This window comes from Pseudoflavonifractor sp. An176 (assembly GCF_002160435.1).
GTDB lineage: Bacteria > Bacillota > Clostridia > Oscillospirales > Oscillospiraceae > Enterenecus > Enterenecus faecium.
The window spans coordinates 155,123-174,041 of record NZ_NFKO01000001.1 but is presented as its reverse complement, the minus strand read 5'-3'; the positions used below and the strand labels follow the sequence as shown (position 1 = coordinate 174,041).

Annotated in this window: 11 protein-coding genes; 4 read left to right on the top strand and 7 right to left on the bottom strand. The window is 60.3% G+C overall.

Going from position 1 to position 18,919, the window contains the following annotated elements; genetic code table 11:
- Positions 1-112 precede the first annotated feature (112 nt).
- From B5F12_RS00830 to B5F12_RS00815, 4 genes are all read right to left on the bottom strand, one after another.
- Positions 113-1,099: a substrate-binding domain-containing protein gene (locus B5F12_RS00830; protein ID WP_087228814.1), complete on the bottom strand. Its 987-nt coding sequence runs from the start codon at positions 1,097-1,099 to the stop codon at positions 113-115.
- Positions 1,086-2,804 carry a sensor histidine kinase gene (locus tag B5F12_RS00825; protein WP_343286304.1) on the bottom strand — a complete coding sequence of 573 codons (1,719 nt, stop codon included), beginning with the start codon at positions 2,802-2,804 and terminating at the stop codon, positions 1,086-1,088. The genes B5F12_RS00830 and B5F12_RS00825 overlap by 14 nt, the downstream gene beginning before the upstream one ends.
- Positions 2,801-4,084, bottom strand: a complete 1,284-nt coding sequence (locus B5F12_RS00820) for a response regulator (RefSeq protein WP_087228811.1) — start codon at positions 4,082-4,084, stop codon at positions 2,801-2,803. The genes B5F12_RS00825 and B5F12_RS00820 overlap by 4 nt, the downstream gene beginning before the upstream one ends.
- A gap of 151 nt (positions 4,085-4,235) precedes the next feature.
- Positions 4,236-4,907 (bottom strand): spore surface glycoprotein BclB, encoded by a 672-nt coding sequence (locus B5F12_RS00815; protein ID WP_143482294.1) that lies wholly within the window; start codon positions 4,905-4,907, stop codon positions 4,236-4,238.
- Positions 4,908-5,078: 171 nt separating this feature from the next.
- Here B5F12_RS00815 and udp point away from each other — a divergent pair, with 171 nt between their 5' ends.
- The 3 genes from udp (at position 5,079) to B5F12_RS00800 (ending at position 7,238) form a co-directional block, all read left to right on the top strand.
- Positions 5,079-5,834 carry a uridine phosphorylase gene (udp, locus tag B5F12_RS00810; protein WP_087228805.1) on the top strand — a complete coding sequence of 252 codons (756 nt, stop codon included), beginning with the start codon at positions 5,079-5,081 and terminating at the stop codon, positions 5,832-5,834.
- A 171-nt stretch (positions 5,835-6,005) separates the two neighbouring features.
- Positions 6,006-6,761 (top strand): M15 family metallopeptidase, encoded by a 756-nt coding sequence (locus tag B5F12_RS00805; protein WP_242954853.1) that lies wholly within the window; start codon positions 6,006-6,008, stop codon positions 6,759-6,761.
- A 102-nt stretch (positions 6,762-6,863) separates the two neighbouring features.
- Positions 6,864-7,238: a PH domain-containing protein gene (locus B5F12_RS00800; RefSeq protein ID WP_087228799.1), complete on the top strand. Its 375-nt coding sequence runs from the start codon at positions 6,864-6,866 to the stop codon at positions 7,236-7,238.
- A gap of 66 nt (positions 7,239-7,304) precedes the next feature.
- Here the strand turns inward: B5F12_RS00800 and B5F12_RS00795 are convergent, their stop codons facing one another.
- The 3 genes from B5F12_RS00795 to B5F12_RS00785 form a co-directional block, all read right to left on the bottom strand.
- On the bottom strand, positions 7,305-9,923 hold the full coding sequence (locus B5F12_RS00795; protein ID WP_087228796.1) for a cation-translocating P-type ATPase: 2,619 nt from the start codon (positions 9,921-9,923) through the stop codon (positions 7,305-7,307).
- A 326-nt stretch (positions 9,924-10,249) separates the two neighbouring features.
- Positions 10,250-11,827, bottom strand: coding sequence for an asparagine synthase B (asnB, locus tag B5F12_RS00790; protein ID WP_087228792.1), 1,578 nt, complete (start codon positions 11,825-11,827; stop codon positions 10,250-10,252).
- 81 nt (positions 11,828-11,908) lie between these two features.
- Positions 11,909-14,002 (bottom strand): glutamine synthetase III, encoded by a 2,094-nt coding sequence (locus B5F12_RS00785; protein ID WP_087229192.1) that lies wholly within the window; start codon positions 14,000-14,002, stop codon positions 11,909-11,911.
- Positions 14,003-14,372: 370 nt separating this feature from the next.
- Between B5F12_RS00785 and gltB the strand changes: the two genes are divergently transcribed.
- Positions 14,373-18,914: a glutamate synthase large subunit gene (gene gltB / locus B5F12_RS00780; RefSeq protein WP_087228789.1), complete on the top strand. Its 4,542-nt coding sequence runs from the start codon at positions 14,373-14,375 to the stop codon at positions 18,912-18,914.
- The last annotated feature ends 5 nt before the right edge of the window (positions 18,915-18,919 follow it).

Genomic DNA, 18,919 nt, shown 5'->3' with positions numbered 1-18,919 from the left:
TCTATGTTACCGAAATTGCCTGGCGAAAACAAGGTGAAAAATCACCGAAAGAAGGGCAAAAAATTATTCCAACTGAACAACATGCGAAAAAAACGAACGCTCAAATTGTGCACTATGACGGGTCTTTGCGCTGTTCAAAGGCGAAAAGCGCCTTTTGGCTGTCGATGGAGAATAAATTATTCCGATCGACAATCTGCGTGGAAGTGTCCACGGTGGGGGCCACTTGTTTACTCTGTCCTGTGAGAAGCTTGTATGCGCTCTCCACGCCCAGGTATCCCATGGCGTAGGGATTTTGCACGATGAGGGCATCGACCGTGCCGTTTTGCAGGCCGTCCACGGTACTGACGTTGGAGTCAAAACCCACCAAAAAGATGTCATCGGCGGCATCCCGATTTTCGATGGCCTTGGCGGCGCCCACGCTGGTGGGCTCGTTGAAGGCCAGAAGGACGTTGATCTCCGGGTGTTGGGTGAGAAGGGCGGTGGTATCGGTCTGGGCAATGTGGGACTCTGCCAGGGTGTTGATGACACTGACCACTTGGGCCCGACCGCTGCGGGTGAACGTCTCCACGGCGCCCCGCTCCCGCTCCTGGCCGTTGGCAGAGCTGATATCATAGTTGATAATGCCCACGTGCAGCTCTCCCTCCATCCGGGCGAGAGCGGCTTGAGCTGCCATCTGTCCGGCGGCATAGTTGTCCGTGCCGATGTAGGTGCTCACGGCCTGAGAGTCCACGTTGCTGTCAATGGCCACGATTTTGACCCCTTTTTGGGCGGCGGCATCAATGGCGTCTGCGTTGTTGTCATAGTGGATGGCGGAGAAGACCAGGGCCTCAGTGCCTGCCTGAACGGCTTTATCCACCATCTGATTTTGAGTCTCGTAGTCCTCCTCGGCGTCAGGGCCTACGATGTTGAGGCCCAGGTTGTACTCGGTGGCCGCTGCCTCAGCTCCTGCAAAGACCGACAGCCAAAACTCCGTCTGGGTGGATTTGGCGATGAGGGTGACGGTGTGGGGGGCGGAGATGTTGGAGGTCGAAGTGCAGCTGCACAGCAGCAGGGACAAGGCCGCCGTAAGTGCGGCCAGGATGCGTTTATTTCCCTTCATAATTTCCCTCCCAAAGCTTCGGCATGCGAATCTCCACACAGGTGCCCACATCCAGCTTGCTGGTAATGGTGAGGCCATATTCCTTGCCAAAGTAGATTTGCAGACGGTCGTTGACGTTGCGGATCCCGATGCCGGTGCGCTCCTTGGGGCCGTGCTCCAGGATGGCCACGATCTGCTCCTGGCTCATACCCACCCCGTTGTCCTCCACTCGGAATACAATGTCGTCCCCATCTTGCTGGACGTATACGTCAATGCGCCCTTCGTCCACCAGCAGATCCAATCCGTGGTTGATGGCGTTTTCAATGATGGGCTGAAGGGTGATTTTGTTGCACAGGTAGTGCAGACACTCGGGGTCCACGTGGAAGTGATATGTAAATTGGTTTTTATACCGGTATTTCTGGATTTGCAGGTAGCTCTCTGCGTGCTCAATTTCCCTGGAAATGGGGATGAGCTCGTGGCCCTTGCTGATGCTGATGCGGAACAGACGAGCCAGGGCGTGGACCATTTTCACTGCATCGGCGTTACGGCCCTGTTCGCACATCCAGGCGATGGAGTCCAGGGTGTTGTAGAGGAAATGGGGGTTAATCTGGGCTTGCAGAGCCTTGAGCTCGGTTTTCCGCAGATTGACCTCCTCCTCCCGCACGGTGTTCATCAGCTGTTGGATGCGCATGACCATGTGACCGAAGGAGCAGGACAGTTCCTGTACTTCCCGGGTACCGCCCACGGGGTAGTAGTCGAAGTGGTCGGCATCGGACTCAAAGTCCTCCATGGCAGACTCCAGAGACCGGAGGGGGCGGGAGAGCAGGCGGGAGAGCAGCCAGCTGGTGAACAGGGCGGCCAGAAGCACCATGGCGGCAATGAGCAGGGACAGGTGCACCATCTCGCTGACGTTGCGGTTGACCAGCTCGTCCACGTAGCTGACACCCACCACCCGCCAATCGCTGCCCTCCACACTGGTGAGGGAATAGATGACGGTGTCATTGGCCCAAGCGCCGTCCTCCATTTGAGAGAGCTTGGCCGTGTCCTCGGATTTCAAGCCGGAGTAGAGCAACTGCTGCTGGGGGTGATAGACCATGTTGCCGTCCCCGTCCATCAAAAAGCAGTAGCCCCGCTGTCCAATGCTTACATTATTAATATAGCTGGAGATGCTGGAAAAGCTCAGATCCAGGGAGACCCAGGCGGCAGAGCCATCCTGGGGTAGGCGGGAAGTCATGGTGACCACCCAGGGGTAGTATCCCTCAAAAATACTCTCCACGTGGGGAGCGGACATGTAGGGGCCCTGGGAGGCCTGGGCTTTTTCCAGATCAAAGGAGAGGTTTTGGAGGATGTTATCCTTGGGTTTGCGGTCAGGGGACCAGCACTGGAGCAGCTGGCCGTCGTGGGAATAGCTGGTCACCGCCACCACGTCGGGGCGGAACTCCAGAAAGGCGGACAGCAGCTCATCCCGGCTCTCGTCGGTCTCCGACATGGACTGCTCCACCAGTTCCATGGCCTGACGCATATCAGAAAGGTAGTTGGAGACGGTGGTGGACACCTGAGACACGGCCTGCACACTGGTGGTGCGGGCGTTCTGTACCATGGCCTCCTGGTAGCGGTTTAAAAACAGGGCCAGAAAGCAGAACAGGGTGATGGCCACCACGCCCACCACCATGGCTACCAGGATGGTGGTGATGCGCAGGCCGGTCTGGACGTTGTTTTTGCTCAAGCCTGGCCACCCGCCTTTTCCGCCTCCAGCCTGCGGCGCAGGGCGTTGGGGGACTCGCCGCAATACTTCTTAAAGCAATAGCTGAAGTAGTGCTGATCGGTGTAGCCGCAGCGTTGGGAGATGTCCTGGATTTTCAGATTGGAGTTGATGAGCAGTTCCCGGGCCGCCTCCATGCGCTTGCGGATGAGAATGTTGATAAAGGTCTCTCCGGCATATTTCTTGATGCAGGAGCTTAGGTGGTTGGGGCTGACGTCCAGCATGGCGCTCAGGGACACCAGGGAGAGATTGACATCCATGTAGTGCTGGTCCAGAGCCTCCAGGGCCCGCTGACACAGGTTGTTTCCACCTTTGATGGAGGGGGCCAGGTCGCTGATAAACTGCACGCAGCTCTCCGACGGGTCCCCTTGGCGCAGGGCCTCCATGGCCTCCTTGTAGGCACCGTGCAGGGCGGTGAGGGAGCGTACCATGCGGCTGACCCCGATGCGGCAGCGTCGGCCCAAAATGCGGGAGGCCATCTGGGGAATCTCATCGGCTAGAATGTGCAGATACTCCTCAAAGTCCGAGGGGTTGCCCAGCAGGACCGAGATGACCTTGCCGGCGGAGAAAAAGCTCAGGCCCCGCAGGTATTTGGCGGCCAGAGTGTCCACCGACGCCACAAAGGCGGGGGTGGTGCAGTTGTTTCCCTCGTCGTCCAGCAGGGAGGACACCATCACCGTGTAGCAGGGCTTGTCCAGGTTGTCCCGCAACAGGCCGCACTGGCGGCCGTATTCCAGAGCCTGCTCCTCGTTGCCCGGCTCGGAATAGGCGTCCAGCACCAGAGGCATGAGCATGGCGGCCTGGAGATCGTGCTCCACATTACGGGAGGAGGCCTGGCGGAACATGGCGAACTGAGCGTCAATCTTCTGGCGGATGATGCGCAGCTCAGCCCCCAGGCCCTCCAGAGTCAGGGGCTTGAGCATGTAGCTGATGATGTTGTACTGAATGGCCTGCTTGGCATATTCAAAATCATCGTAGCCGCTGAGAAAGGCGATGTTGGTGGCAGGGCGTACCTCTCGCACATGGCGGGCCAGCTCAATGCCCGAGATAAAAGGCATGCGGATATCGGTGAGCAGCAGATCCGGCTCATATTGCTCCACCAGCTGGAGGGCATCCAGTCCGTTGCTGGCGCTGCCCAATAGATTGAATCCGTACTCCTGCCATGGAATCATGGAGCATACGGCTTCCCGGAGTTCGTCCTCGTCATCGGCGACAATGACCGTGTACAGTGTCTTAGTGGCCATGGGGGTATCGATCCTTTCTCTATGTCTCAGAAGGGTGGAAGCACACACAAGGTGGTACCCAACGGAATGGACAATCAATAATAGCAGATTTCTTCTTAGTATAGCAGATTTGCAGGACAGAGACAAATATTTCTTGGAGGGAACTGTAAAATCAGCTGTTTCCCAGCCGGGTGACGGTCATAGATACGGCATCGGCCAGATAGTTGCCGCCAAAGGGGGCTACCTGGAGGGTGGTGGGGACGTCAGTGACAGAGATGGGGACGGTGAAGGACACCTCCGAGGACTGGGTGGCATTTTGAAAGGTGAAGGGCACCGAGGCCCCGGATTGCACCGAGCCGTTGACCTCCAAGGAGGTGTTGATGTTCACCGGGAAGGTGTTGTTGGCGGTGGGGGTGATGACGCCGTGAAACTCCACCGAGTACACCCCCGGCTGATTGATGGTGAAGGTGTCGCTGCCCGAAGTGTGGCTGATATCGGTGCCCAGACTCAAAGCGTTGCGGTCAAAGGTGATGGGGGTGCCGGAGGCCCCAGGCTGGGGCGGTGTAGAGTAGGAGGACACCAGACTGACGGGCTGGGAGGTACCGGGCAGACCCTGGGGAATGGTGAAGTTGAGCACGGCGTTTTGAGCTGTGCCGGAATTGGTCACCTCCGCCGGGGTGCCCGGGGCTCCAGTGGTGACCGTGCCAATGGTCACCGTGGCGGCGGCTCCAGGAGGTCCGGGTGGACAGACACAGGGATGGGATATATAGAGAGAGCAGAAGGGAGAACAGACGTTGCGGCTGGCACGGCAGACCGGACAGTGACAGGAACAGTGTCGGCGCATGGAAATCCTCCTTACTTCGGTAGGCTATCCCATGCTATGCTCCGTTTATAGAAATGGTTTCAGCAAACTGCGAAATTTCCGTTGACGAACGGTGGGGGAGGAGTACAATAGAATTCATATAAGGTATGGGGCGGCGAGATCGCCCTGGATTTACCGGAGAGGAGTGAAGGCATGCAGTACCACATTCAATTGGATGCGCCCATGCTGGAGGGGGCGGAATATGCCATCCTGGCAGGAGATCCCGGCCGCATTGAGGCCATCGCTCAGCACTTGGAGCGCCCCAAACGCCTGGGCCAGAACCGGGAATACACCAGCTTCCTGGGCTATGTGCAGGGCCGGCCAGTGCTGGTAATGTCCCACGGCATCGGCGGACCGTCCACCGCCATTGCGGTGGAGGAGCTGGCCCAGCTGGGCATCAAGACCATGATTCGCGTGGGTACCAGCGGCGGCATGCAGCAGCAGGTGCGGGCTGGGGATGCGGTGATTGTCCAGGCCGCCATTCGCCAAGACGGCACCAGCCGGGAATACCTGCCCATTGAGTACCCGGCAGTGGCAGACTTTGATGTGACGGCCGCCCTGAAACAGGCGGCCCTCCGCTTAGGCCAGCGCCACCATGTGGGAGTGGTGCAGTGCAAGGACAGCTTCTATGGCCAGCACTCCCCCCAGCGCATGCCAGTGAGCTATGAGCTGCTCTCCAAGTGGGATGCCTGGATTCAGGGAGGCGCTCTGGCCAGCGAGATGGAGACGGCAGCCCTGTTCACCGTGGCTTCGGTGCTGCGGGTGCGGGCGGGGGCCGTCATGCTGTGCATCTGGAACCAGGAGCGGGACAAGGCGGGCCTGCCCCACGAGGAGTGCCACGACACCCAGGGGGTTATCCAACTGGCCGTTCAGGCGGTGGCGGAACTTATGGCTCAGGATGGGCAGTGAGAGGGAAAATATGCCCTGTAAACATATGGTAATTATTGACATGCGGCCTTTTGTGGTGTATGATAGCGTGTACCGGACAGGGAGGACTCTCTGTTTTGGTGAAAGGGATATAACGTAACAGCCCTTGGTACAGCCCGATCATTGGCTGGATACACAACAGGAGGACAATCGGTGAAACATTCAATACGCAAAGGAATTCTGCTCAGTGCCTTGTTGGGAGCCTTTCTCTTGGCCAGCGGGTGCACGGCAGGAATGGCCCAGCAGCCCCAGGAACATCCCATCGCAGAGCAGCAGAAAACCGAGGTGGAGGCCACTCCGGAACCCACCCGTACCCCCGAGGTAGGGGGCAAGGGAATTGCCGCGGTGGAGGAGCCGGAAGGACCGCTGGCCCCCAGTGGAAAGAGCTACGAGTACTATGAGACGGTGGAGCCCACCTATGTGGATGGCGTACTGCTGGTCAATAAAGAGTATGCCCTGCCCCGGGATTATGGAGACGGGGAGGACGCCACGGCCTATCAGGCCCTGCTCAAGCTCCAGCGGGCGGCTCGGTGGGCTGGCTATTCCATGGACCTGATGAGCGGATACCGTTCCTTTGAGACCCAGGAGGAGCTGTACAACGACTATGTGGCGGTGGACGGCGTGGAGAAAGCGGACACCTACTCCGCCTGGCCGGGCCACTCGGAGCATCAGACCGGACTGGCCTTTGATGTGGGTTGGGTGGACCTGCAATTTGCGGACACCCCGGCAGGCCGCTGGCTGGCTAACCACGCCCATGAGTATGGATTTATTATCCGTTACCCGGAGGGGAAGGAAGACATCACTGGGTATCAGTACGAGCCTTGGCACATTCGATACTTGGGGGTGGACTTGGCCACCAAGGTGCACCAGAGTGGACTGTGCTTGGAGGAATATCTGGGCCTGATTTAAAGACCTTATCAGGGGGCGGCGTTTGCCGCCCCCTTTTTCTATGGACAAGGGGAAGAGGGTATGCTATCATGGACCCATCTAACAACCGAAGGGGGAACCTGCATGATCGACTTTGAAAACGCCGACTTTCTCAAGCTGAAAGAAGTGGACAATGACACCTACGCCCAGCGCCTCACGCCTATGTTTGCGCCGGGGGAGGAGATGGTGGCCTCCTTCCGTACCGTGCGGGATGGCGTGGTATTCACCAACCGGCGCGTGATCACCATCAATATGCAGGGGCTGACGGGGAAGCGGACCGACTATACCTCCCTGCCCTATAAGCGGATTCAGGCCTTTTCTGTGGAGACCTCCGGGGTGTTTGACCTGGACAGTGAGCTGGAGCTGTGGTTTAGCAGCTTGGGCCGGGTCCGGTTTGAGTTTACGGCTGGAGCGGATGTGGCCCGTATCTGTTCTGTGATCTCCCAGTACGCGCTGTAACCTTCCAGAGACAAAAAGAGACTCCATGTTCCGTAATGGAACCTGGAGTCTCTTTTTCTTATAGGATTACTTGCGCTCCATAATCACCTTGGCAATCTGGATCACGATGGTGGGGATGAGGGCCAGGCCCACGATCTCGCCCAGGTTGGCCACCCCAAAGGCGGGGGAGACCATGAACAGGGAGTTGAGACCGGGGACAAAGAGCACCAGCATCAGCAGCACCACACCAGCCAGGAACGCCCAGATGGAGGCCTTGTTGCTGGAGAACTTCAGCCGGAAGATGGACTCGGCGCCTCGGCAGTTGAAGCCGTGGAACAGGCGGGCCAGAGTCAGAGTGGAGAAGGCCATGGTGGTAGCCAGAGCGGCGTCGCCAGTCTGATAGCCCAGATAGAAGGCAATCATGGTGACAATGGCGATGAGCAGACCCTGGATGCCGATACGGGCCAGCAGAGGCCGGGTGAGAATGGGCTCCTTGGGGTCACGGGGCTTCTGATTGAGCAGCCCGCGGCGAGCGGGCTCCATGCCGATGGCGATGGCGGGCAGGGAGTCGGTGAGCAGGTTGATAAACAGCAGATGCACCGCCTCAAAGGGAGCGGGCAGGGCCATCAGGGAGGCGTACACCACGCAGAAGATACCGGCGGTGTTGCCGGAGAGCAGGAACTGAATGGCGTTTTTAATGTTGGCGTACACGCTGCGGCCGTTGACCACCGCCTTGACGATGGTGGCAAAGTTGTCGTCGGCCAGAATCATGGAGGCGGCATCCTTGGACACCTCGGTGCCGGTGATGCCCATGGCCACGCCGATGTCGGCCTTTTTCAGGGCGGGGGCGTCGTTGACGCCGTCACCGGTCATGGACACGATGTTACCCCGGCGCTGCCAGGCGTTGACGATGCGGATTTTGTGCTCCGGGGAAACCCGGGCGTAGACGGAGACGGAGGCCAGACAGGCGTCCAGCTGCTCGTCGGTCATGTTGTCCAGCTCCACACCGGACAGGGCCTGATCGCCCTCCTGGAAGATGCCCAGCTGCTTGGCGATGGCGGTGGCGGTAATCTTGTGGTCGCCGGTGATCATGATGGTGCGAATGCCGCCCTGCTTGGCGTCTGCCACGGCCTGAATGGCCTCGGGGCGGGGCGGGTCGATCATGGAGATGAGGCCCAGAAAGGTGAATTCCTGCTCATCGTCCAGGGACAGGGGACGAATGGCGTCCAGCTCCCGATAGGCGAAGGCCAGCACACGCAGGCCCTCAGTGGACAGCTGGGTGTTGACCCGGCCGATCTCCTCTTTCATCTCCTGGGTCAGAGGCACCCGGCCCTCGCTGGTGAGCAGCCACTTGGAGCGGTCCAGCAGCACGTCCATGGCGCCCTTGGTGAAGAGGGTGGGCACGCCGTCAATGTCGTGGAGGGTGCTCATGAGCTTGCGGTCGGAGTCAAAGGCCAGCTCGCCCAGACGGGGGTGCTGCACCCGGTAGGTCTCCTCTTCCACACCGAAGTGCTCGCCCAACATCACCAGGGCCACCTCCGTGGGGTCGCCGATGGAGGTGCCGGTCTCCTCCTCGTGGGTGGCGTCGCTGGCCAGCAGAGCGGCCTTCAGAAGCAGGCGCTGGACGTGGTTGGCCAGGTTTAAGTCCTTGCCCTCCACCAGAGCGCCGTCGGCGTACACTTTCTGGGGCGTCATTTTGTTCTGGGTCAGGGTGCCGGTCTTATCCGAGCAGATGACGGACACGCAGCCCAGGCTTTCCACGGCCTTCAGGTCCTTCATGATGGCGTTTTGTTTGGCCATCTTCTGGGTGCCCATGGCTAACACAATGGTGACGATGGAGGACAGGGCCTCGGGGATGGCGGCCACGGCCAGAGCCACGGCAAACATCAGAGCGTCCAGAATCTCCATGTTGCTGCGGAACACGGACAGGCCAAAGACGATGGCGCAGATGACCATGATGACGATGGCCAGCTTGGCGCTGAAGTTGTCCAGGCTCTCCTGGAGGGGGGTCTTGCGCTGCTGGGTCTGATTCATCAAGGTGGCGATCTTACCTAGCTCGGTGTTCATGCCGGTGGCGGTGACCAGCACGGTGGCACGGCCATAGGTGACCAGGGAGCCGGAGAAGACCATGTTCTTCTGGTCGCCCAGAGCCACCTGGTCGGCGTGGATGACGTCGGCGGTCTTGTCCACGCCCTCGCTCTCACCGGTGAGGGAGCTCTCATTGACCTTGAGGGAGTAGTTTTCCAGAATGCGGCCATCGGCTACCACCATGTCGCCGGCCTCCAGCAGCACGATGTCGCCGGGGACGATCTGGGTGGAGGGGATCTCCATGCGCTTGCCGTCCCGTAGCACTTTCGCTGTGGGGGAGGACATGGCTTTCAGGCTCTCCAGGGATTTTTCCGCCTTGAAGTACTGTACGGTACCCAGAATGGCGTTGAGGATGAGCACGGCGATGATGACAATGGTGCTCTCCAGATTGCTGGAGGCGGCGGAGATGAGGGCAGCGATGATGAGGATGATCACCAGTAGGTCTTTGAACTGCTCAGCAAAGACCTGGAGCACACCCTTTTTCTCGCCCTCAGCCAGCTGGTTGGGGCCGAACTGCTGGGCCCGGGCTTGGGCTTCCTGGCCAGACAGTCCATTGGCACTGGTTTTCTGAGCCTCCAGGGCCTGCTGTGGGGTTTGTTTGTAGTAGGCGTCTGTCATTGGTATTCCTTCCTTCCATGTGTTGAGTCGGGGGCGGAGAGGCAAAATAAAAAAGACCCTCCGCCAACTGCCCGCAAAGCGACAGTTGTCGAAAAGTCTTGTTACCACACAGGGTGCATACCGCCAGGCCAGCACGCTGACCGAGGTGTTGACGGCATAGCTTCAAACTACTCCCTTTTCAACTGCCGTCATTCTATCATGGGGGTGTGAGAAAGTCAAGGATGAATTTCCCTTTGCCCAGGACGGACGGAGGTACCTTCTCAGTATTTCCAGAGAATGGGGGCAATAAACGGGAGCGGCGTGCCGTCGCCGCTCCCGTTTCCAGGTTACAGCCCGCTGTTTCCGTAGTTGGACAGCACCCGGGCGGAGGGGTCGTCCACGTTGCACCCCGGCCAGGTCTTGTTGGGCATCCAGAAGTCCGTCACCATCTGACTCTGGCCGGGATAGTGGGCTTCAAACAGTTCCCGGTAGAGCAGAGACTCCTTGGTGAAGGGCTGGGCATGGGTGTAGACCTTGCGCCGAGCCTGGAATTCTTGGTCGGTGTAGCAGGTCTCTGCATAGGCTTTCAGGTCGTCCACCATGGAGTGGCCCACGGCGTCGGAGAAGGCCGCCTTCTCCCGGTAGAGAATGTGCAGAGGCAGCCAATCCCCTTCAAATGCACGGCGTAGCAAGTATTTTCCCTTGCCATAGGTGTTGCACTTCAGACGGGGGTCAATGGCCATCACATAGCGCACAAAGTCCAGGTCACCAAAGGGCACCCGGGCCTCCAGAGCGTTCACCGAGATGCACCGGTCTGCCCGCAGTACGTCGTACATGTGGATTTCCCGAATCCGCTTGGCGGCCTCCTTCTGGAAGGCCTGGGGGGAGGGGGCGAAGTCGGTGTACTTGTAGCCGAACAGCTCGTCGGAGATCTCCCCGGTGAGGAGCACCCGGATGTCCGTGCGTTCATGGATGGCCTTGCACAGCAGATACATGCCAATGCTGGCCCGGATGGTGGTGATGTCATAGGTGGCCAGCAGCTCCACCACTGGCTCCAGGGCGGTGAGCACATCCTGCCGGGTGATGATGACCTCGGTGTGGTCGCTGCCGATGTAGTCGGCCACCTCCCGGGCGTATTTCAGGTCGATGGCATCCCGGTCCATGCCGATGGCAAAGGTGCGGATGGGGGTGGGGGAGGCTTTGGCGGCGACCGCGCACACCAGAGAGGAGTCCAGCCCGCCGCTGAGGAGAAAGCCCACCGGGGCGTCGGACACCAGACGTTTTTGAATCCCAGCCACCAGCTTTTCCCGGATGTTGGTGCAGATGGTGTCCAGGTCTCCGTTCACCACCTGGTCCACGCGGGTCATGTCCGCATAGCGTACAAACTGTCCGTCCAGATAGTAGTGGCCAGGGGGGAAGGGGAGAATGCGGCCCACCAGCCCCACCAGGTTTTTGGGTTCGCTGGCAAAGAGAATGGCCCCGGCCTGGTCGTAGCCGTAGTATAGGGGACGAATGCCCAGAGGGTCCCGGGCGGCGATGACGTGGCCACCCTGGGTGTCCAGAATGATACAGGCAAACTCCGCATCCAGCTGGGCAAACAGGTCCACTCCGTGCTCGAAATAGAGGGGGAGGAGAATCTCACAGTCGGACTGGCTCTGAAAGGTGTATTTATCCTTGAATTGTTCCCGTATGGCCTCAAAGCCGTATAGTTCCCCGTTGCATACCCCATAGCAGCCATGGAGAACGAAGGGCTGCATACCCTGGGGCTGTAGCCCCATAATGGCCAGGCGGTGAAAGCCCAGCAGCCCCATTCCGGTGTCCACAATGCGGGAGTTGTCCGGGCCCCGGGACTTGGTTTTGTAGAAGCCTTGGGTGAAGGCTGTCACGTCAGCGTTTGGGGTGCAATATCCCATAATGGAACACATGTTGATGCCTCCTTGTGCGCCTGTGCCCATACCTCGGTGGAGGTATGGGCACAGGCATGTATATTCAAATAGGTGTTGTCATTACCGGACCCCGAACAGCAGCTGTCCGTAGGAGGGGTAGGGCCAGAAGGAACTGGCGGTGATGGTCTCGGCCTGGTCCACCGCCTGGCGCAGCTGGACCATGGCGGGGAGCATCTCGTCCCGCACCGCCTCCGAGGTGGCGGTGACATCCGCCATCTGCTCCACGCGGTCCGTCACCACCTCCAGGGCTTCCATGCCCTGGGCGATCTGGTCGGTGAGGGTGCTCAGCTGCTCCAGCAGCTTGGTCTCGTGGGTGCAGGGCAGAGTGTCCACCACACTGCGTTTGGCAGCAATGCCCTGGGCCACGTGGGTGGCGTAGCTCTGGACGGCGGGGAGAATGTCCTGGCGGGCCATGTCGATCATGGTGTTGGCCTCGATTTCCACCGTCTTGCAGTAGTTGTCCAGCATGATCTCACAGCGGGAGTGGAGCTCGGGCACGGAGAATACCCCATGGCGGGTGAGCATCTCCACGTTTTTCTCGTGGAGCAGGTAGGGCATGCAGTCGGCGGTGGTGGGCAGGTTGAGCAGCCCACGGGCTTTCGCCTCGTCAATCCAGCTCTCATCGTAGCCGTTGCCATCAAAGAGAATGCGCTTGTGCTGGCGGATGACGTCCCGGAGAATGTGGTGGATTTCCGCCACCCGATCCTGGGCCTGTTCCAGGCGGTCGGCGTACTGGCGCAGGGACTCCGCCACAGCGGCGTTGAGCATCATGTTGGCGCAGGCGATGGAGTTGGAGGAGCCCAACATGCGGAACTCAAACTTGTTGCCGGTGAAGGCGAAGGGGGAGGTGCGGTTGCGGTCAGTGGTGTCCCGGGGAAGCGGGGGCAGGGCGTGGACGCCCAGCTTCACGCGCTCGGCCTGGGGGGCGGTGTACTGGCTGCCCTCCTCCATGGACTTGAGAATGCCGGACAGCTCATCCCCCAGGAAGATGGACACCACGGCGGGGGGCGCTTCGTGGGCGCCCAGGCGGTGGTCGTTGCCAGCGGTGGCCACAGACAGCCGCAGCAGATCCTGGTAGTCGTCCACCGCCTGGATGACGGCACACAGGAAGAGGAGGAACCGGGTGTTCTCGTGGGGCTTGGCGCCGGGGGAGAGAAGGTTCACTCCGGTGTTGGTGGCCATGGACCAGTTGTTGTGCTTGCCCGAGCCATTGACCCCGGCAAAGGGCTTTTCATGGAGCAGACACACCAGACCGTGCTTGGCAGCCACCTTCTGCATGATCTCCATGGTCAGCTGGTTGTGGTCGGTGGCGATGTTGGTGGTGGTGTAGATGGGGGCCAGCTCGTGCTGCGCGGGAGCCACCTCGTTGTGCTGGGTCTTGGCCAGAATGCCCAGCTTCCACAGCTCCTCGTTGAGCTCCTCCATGTAGGCGGCCACCCGCTCCTTGATGTTGCCGAAATAGTGGTCGTTGAGCTCCTGCCCCTTGGGGGAGCGGGCGCCGAAGAGGGTGCGCCCGGTGTAGATGAGGTCGGGCCGCTGGTCGTACAGCTTCCGATCCACCAGGAAATACTCCTGCTCCGGGCCCACCGAGGTGCGCACCGATTTCACATCGGTGTCCCCCAGCAGATGGAGCACCCGCAGGGCCTGGCGGTTCAGGGCCTCCATGGAGCGCAGCAGGGGAGTTTTCTTGTCCAGTGCCTCGCCGCCGTAGGAGCAGAAGGCGGTGGGAATGCACAACGTCTTGCCCTTGATGAAGGCGTAAGAGGTGGGGTCCCAGGCGGTATAGCCCCGGGCCTCAAAGGTGGCCCGCAGCCCGCCGGAAGGGAAGGAGGAGGCGTCGGGCTCCCCTCGGATGAGCTCCTTGCCGGAAAACTCCATAATCACCCCGCCGTCCGGGGCGGGGGAGATGAAGCTGTCGTGCTTCTCGGCGGTGACGCCGGTCATGGGCTGGAACCAGTGGGTGAAGTGGGTAGCCCCTTGCTCCACCGCCCAGTCCCGCATGGCGGCGGCCACCACATTGGCCACGGGCAGGTCCAGGGGCGTTCCCTCCTCCATGGTACAGCGCAGGGAACGGTAAATATCTTGAGGAAGGCGGGCCTTCATCACACGCTGGTCAAATACCTGACTTCCAAAATAGCTGGGCACGTTGGTCATGTTCATCCATCCTCTCCAGAAAATAAAAACGGACAGCGACGTCATAGAACTGAGCTCCATGACGTCGTTGTCCGTTGGATGGGCCTATGATACGCCCTGTTTTCGCCAAAGTCAAGTGTGAAAATGCGGCAAAGTGAAGTGGCTGTTTCTGGTAGAAACTTGTGAAAACTGCCATTTGTGTTCCAGGGGGTTGACAACTAAGAGGGTGTGTCGTATACTTTAACGAAATAAATAGTCCGTGCACGGCGCACGGATGTATTTACAAATACGAGATTGACAAGGGTGTCAAGGAATCCCACGGACAAGGTGGTCTGAGGGTTCTTTGGCGCCCTTGTGTTCGTTTTACAGATATTCCAAAGGGGGAGTCACCATGACAAAGCCATCCATGCAAACCCTATACTGCCCGCAGCTGGAGCATGACAACTGCGGCATCGGGGCCGTTGTGGACATCCACGGCCGGAAAACCCATCAAATTGTAGCAGATGCCCTGCACATTGTGGAAAACCTGGAACACCGGGCCGGAAAAGATGCCCAGGGCAAGACCGGGGACGGCGTAGGCATTCTGGTTCAGATCAGCCACCGCTTTTTCACCAAGGTATGTGCCCAATTGGGCATTGCTCTGGGCGGGGAGCGGGAATACGGCGTTGGCATGTTCTTCTTTCCCCAGGACGAACTGAAGCGCAGCCGGGCCATGAAGATGTTCGAGGTCATTGTGGCCAAGGAGGGGCTGGAGTTTTTGGGCTGGCGTCCAGTGCCCACCGCCCCCCAGGTGCTGGGGGAGAAGGCACTGGCGTGTATGCCTGCCATCTACCAGTGCTTTGTGAAAAAGCCCAAGGACATCCCGGCGGGTCTGGCCTTTGACCGGAAGCTGTACATGGTGCGCCGGGTCTTCGAGCAGAGCAACGACAACACCTATGTGCCCTCTCTGTCCAGCCGCACCATGGTCTATAAGGGGATGTTCCTGGTGGGGCAGCTGCGCACCTTCTTTTTGGATTTGCAGGATGAGGACTTCGACTCTGCCATCGCCCTGGTGCACTCCCGCTTCTCCACCAACACCAATCCCAGCTGGGAGCGGGCTCACCCCAACCGCTTCATTGTCCACAACGGGGAGATCAACACCATCCGGGGCAACGCCGACAAGATGCAGGCCCGGGAGGAGACCATGTCCACCCCCGCCTTCTCGGAGGACGACTTGACCAAGGTGCTGCCGGTCATCCACGCCGACGGCTCCGACTCGGCCATGCTGGACAACACCCTGGAGTTTCTGGTCATGAGCGGCATGGAGCTGCCTCTGGCGGTGATGGTGGCCATCCCCGAGCCCTGGAGCCACAACGACACCATCTCCCAGCCCCTCCGGGACTTTTACCAGTACTACGCCACCATGATGGAGCCCTGGGACGGTCCCGCCTCCATTCTCTTCTCCGACGGTGATGTGATGGGAGCGGTGCTGGACCGCAACGGCCTGCGCCCCTCCCGCTACTATATCACCAGCGACGGGCGGCTCATCCTCTCCTCGGAGGTGGGGGTGCTCCCCATCCCGGAGGACCAGATTGTCACCAAGGAGCGGCTGCACCCGGGAAAGATGTTGCTGGTGGATACGGTGCAGGGCCGGGTGTACTCGGACCAGGAGATCAAGGAGCGCTACGCCGGGAAGGAGCCCTATGGAGAGTGGCTGGACAGCAACCTGGTGGAGCTCCACGACTTGAAGGTCCCCAACCAGCCGGTGCCCCCTCTGAGCCGGGAGTACTGCGCCCGGCTGCAAATGGCCTTTGGCTACACCTATGAGGAGTACCGCAATAGCGTATGCTCCATGGCCCTCAACGGCAGCGAGCCCATTGGGGCCATGGGTGTGGACACCCCGCTGGCGGTGCTCTCGGACCAGTATCAGCCCCTGTTTCACTACTTCAAGCAGATGTTCGCCCAGGTGACCAACCCGCCCATCGACTCGGTGCGGGAGAAGATCGTCACCTCCACCACCGTCTACGCCGGGAAAAACGGCAATCTGCTCCAGGAGCAGCCGGAGAACTGCCGGGTGCTGAAAATCAACAACCCCATTTTGAACGACCTGGACCTGTTGAAGATCAAGACTATGAACCGCCCCGGCTTCCAGGTGGCCACGGTCTCCATCCTTTACTATAAAAATACCCCCATGGACCGGGTGCTGGAGCAGCTGTTTGTCCAGGTGGACAAGGCCTACCGCAAGGGTGCCACCATCCTCATCCTATCCGACCGTGGGGTGGACGAAAACCACGTGGCCATTCCGTCCCTGTTGGCGGTGTCGGCGGTGCACAAGTACCTGGTGAAGACCAAGAAGTGCACGGCCATGTCCCTCATTCTGGAGTCCGGGGAGCCCCGGGAGGTGCACCACTTCGCTTGCCTGCTGGGCTACGGCGCCTGCGCCGTCAACCCCTACCTGGCCCACGCCACGGTGGCCCAGTTGGTGCAGGACGGGCTGCTGCATAAGGACTACTACGCCGCCGTGGAGGACTACGACCACGCCATCCTCCAGGGCATCGTGAAGATCGCCTCTAAAATGGGCATCTCCACCATCCAGTCCTACCAGGGCAGCCAGATTTTTGAATGCATCGGCATCAGCCGTGAGGTCATCGACACCTACTTTACCGGTACCATCAGCCGCATTGGCGGCATCACCTTGGAGGACATCGCCGCCCAGGCCGATGCCCAGCACTCCAAGGCCTATGACCCCCTGGGGCTGGCGGTGAATCTGACCCTGCCTTCGGTGGGCCGCCACAAGATGCGCAGCCAGGGGGAGGAGCACCGCTACAATCCCCAGACCATCCACCTCTTGCAGCAGTCCACCCGCACGGGAGACTACCAGTTGTTCCGGCAGTATACCGCCCAGGTGGACCAGGAGAACTTCGGCACCCTCCGCTCCCTCATGGAGTTTAACTACCCGGAACAGGGGGTGCCTCTGGACGAGGTGGAGAAGGTGGACAGCATTGTCACCCGCTTCAAGACCGGGGCCATGTCCTATGGCTCCATCTCCCAGGAGGCCCACGAGGCCCTGGCGGTGGCCATGAACCGCCTTCACGGAAAGTCCAACAGCGGCGAAGGCGGCGAGAGCGACGAGCGTCTGGAGTCGGCGGGCACCGACCACGACCGCAGCTCCGCCATCAAGCAGGTGGCCAGCGGCCGCTTCGGCGTCACCAGCCGCTATCTGGTCAGCGCCAAGGAGCTGCAAATCAAGATGGCCCAGGGCGCCAAGCCCGGCGAGGGCGGCCACCTGCCCGCCCAGAAGGTGTACCCCTGGATTGCCAAGACCCGCCACTCCACCCCCGGCGTGAGCCTCATCTCGCCGCCGCCTCACCACGACATCTACTCCATTGAGGACCTGGCCCAGCTCATCTATGACCTGAAAAACGCCAACAAGTACGCCCGCATCTCGGTGAAGCTGGTGTCTGAGGCTGGCGTGGGCACCGTGGCCGCCGGTGTGGCCAAGGCGGGCGCCCAGGTGATTTTGATCTCCGGGTACGATGGCGGCACGGGAGCTGCCCCCCTGAGCTCCATTTTGGATGCAGGCCTGCCCTGGGAGCTGGGCCTGGCGGAGACCCACCAGACCCTGTTGAAAAATGATCTCCGGGACCGGGTGCGCATTGAGACCGACGGCAAACTCATGAGCGGCAAGGACGTGGCTGTGGCCGCCCTGTTGGGGGCCGAGGAGTTCGGCTTTGCCACCGCCCCCCTGGTGACCTTGGGGTGTGTGATGATGCGGGTGTGCAACCTGGACACCTGCCCCATGGGCGTGGCCACCCAGAACCCGGAACTGCGCCGTCGGTTTATGGGCAAGCCGGAGTATGTGGAAAACTTCATGCGTTTTATCGCCCAGGAGCTGCGGGAGTACATGGCCAAGCTGGGCGTGCGCACGGTGGACGAGATGGTGGGCCGCACCGACCTGCTTCGCCAGAGAACCGACCTGACGGGCAACGCCGCTCAGGTGGATTTGAGTGGAATTCTGGCCCAGGTCCCGGACAGCCAGACCATCTTTGATCCCCAGCACGCCTACGACTTCCATCTGGAGCGCACCAAGGACGAGCAAGTGCTGCTCAAGAGCGCCAAGATTAAGGATAGCCTGTCCAGTGGCCGGGCCCACACCGTGGAGGTGAAGCTATTGAACACCGACCGCAGCTTCGGCACCCTGCTGGGCTCCGAGCTCACCCGCCGCCATCCCCACGGCCTGCCCCAGGACACCATCACCGTCCGCTGCCACGGGGCGGGAGGCCAGAGCTTCGGCGCCTTCATCCCCCAGGGCCTCACCCTGGAGCTGGAGGGGGACAGCAACGACTACTTCGGCAAGGGTCTGTCCGGCGGCAAGCTGGTGGTGTATCCCCCCAAGCAGGCGAACTTTGTCCCCCATGAGAACATCATCATCGGCAATGTGGCCCTGTACGGCGCCACCTCCGGCCAGGCCTACATCAACGGCATGGCAGGGGAGCGGTTCTGCGTGCGGAACTCCGGCGCCCGTGCCGTGGTGGAAGGCGTGGGCGAGCACGGCTGCGAGTATATGACCGGCGGCTGTGTGGTAGTATTGGGACCCACGGGCAAAAATTTCGCCGCCGGTATGAGCGGCGGCGTGGTGTACGTGCTGGACGAGGGCAACGCTCTGTACCGAAACTTAAACAAGGGGCAGGTGCTCATGGAGAAGGTGGAGAGCAAGTTCGACCGGGAGGAACTGCGGCAGATGCTCCAGGACCATGTGGCCGCCACCGGCTCAGAGAAGGCCCGTCAGGTGCTGGACGACTTTGACGCCTATCTGCCCCGGTTCAAGAAGATCATCCCCGGGGAATATAAGAAGCTTATGCAGCTCTCCGCCCAATTTGAAGAGCAGGGCATGAATCGGGAAGAGGCCCAGATCGAGGCGTTCTATGCCAGCGTGGCCGGAAAGGAAGGTTGAGGAAG

What these genes read in the sequence shown, in the direction of transcription:
- B5F12_RS00800 (WP_087228799.1), top strand. Translation starts at nt 6,864, where the DNA reads ATGATCGACTTTGAAAACGCCGACTTTCTCAAGCTGAAAGAAGTGGAC.
- B5F12_RS00830 (WP_087228814.1), bottom strand. Translation starts at nt 1,099, where the DNA reads ATGAAGGGAAATAAACGCATCCTGGCCGCACTTACGGCGGCCTTGTCC.
- B5F12_RS00820 (WP_087228811.1), bottom strand. Translation starts at nt 4,084, where the DNA reads ATGGCCACTAAGACACTGTACACGGTCATTGTCGCCGATGACGAGGAC.
- B5F12_RS00815 (WP_143482294.1), bottom strand. Translation starts at nt 4,907, where the DNA reads ATGCGCCGACACTGTTCCTGTCACTGTCCGGTCTGCCGTGCCAGCCGC.
- B5F12_RS00785 (WP_087229192.1), bottom strand. Translation starts at nt 14,002, where the DNA reads ATGACCAACGTGCCCAGCTATTTTGGAAGTCAGGTATTTGACCAGCGT.
- B5F12_RS00795 (WP_087228796.1), bottom strand. Translation starts at nt 9,923, where the DNA reads ATGACAGACGCCTACTACAAACAAACCCCACAGCAGGCCCTGGAGGCT.
- gltB (WP_087228789.1), top strand. Translation starts at nt 14,373, where the DNA reads ATGACAAAGCCATCCATGCAAACCCTATACTGCCCGCAGCTGGAGCAT.
- udp (WP_087228805.1), top strand. Translation starts at nt 5,079, where the DNA reads ATGCAGTACCACATTCAATTGGATGCGCCCATGCTGGAGGGGGCGGAA.
- asnB (WP_087228792.1), bottom strand. Translation starts at nt 11,827, where the DNA reads ATGTGTTCCATTATGGGATATTGCACCCCAAACGCTGACGTGACAGCC.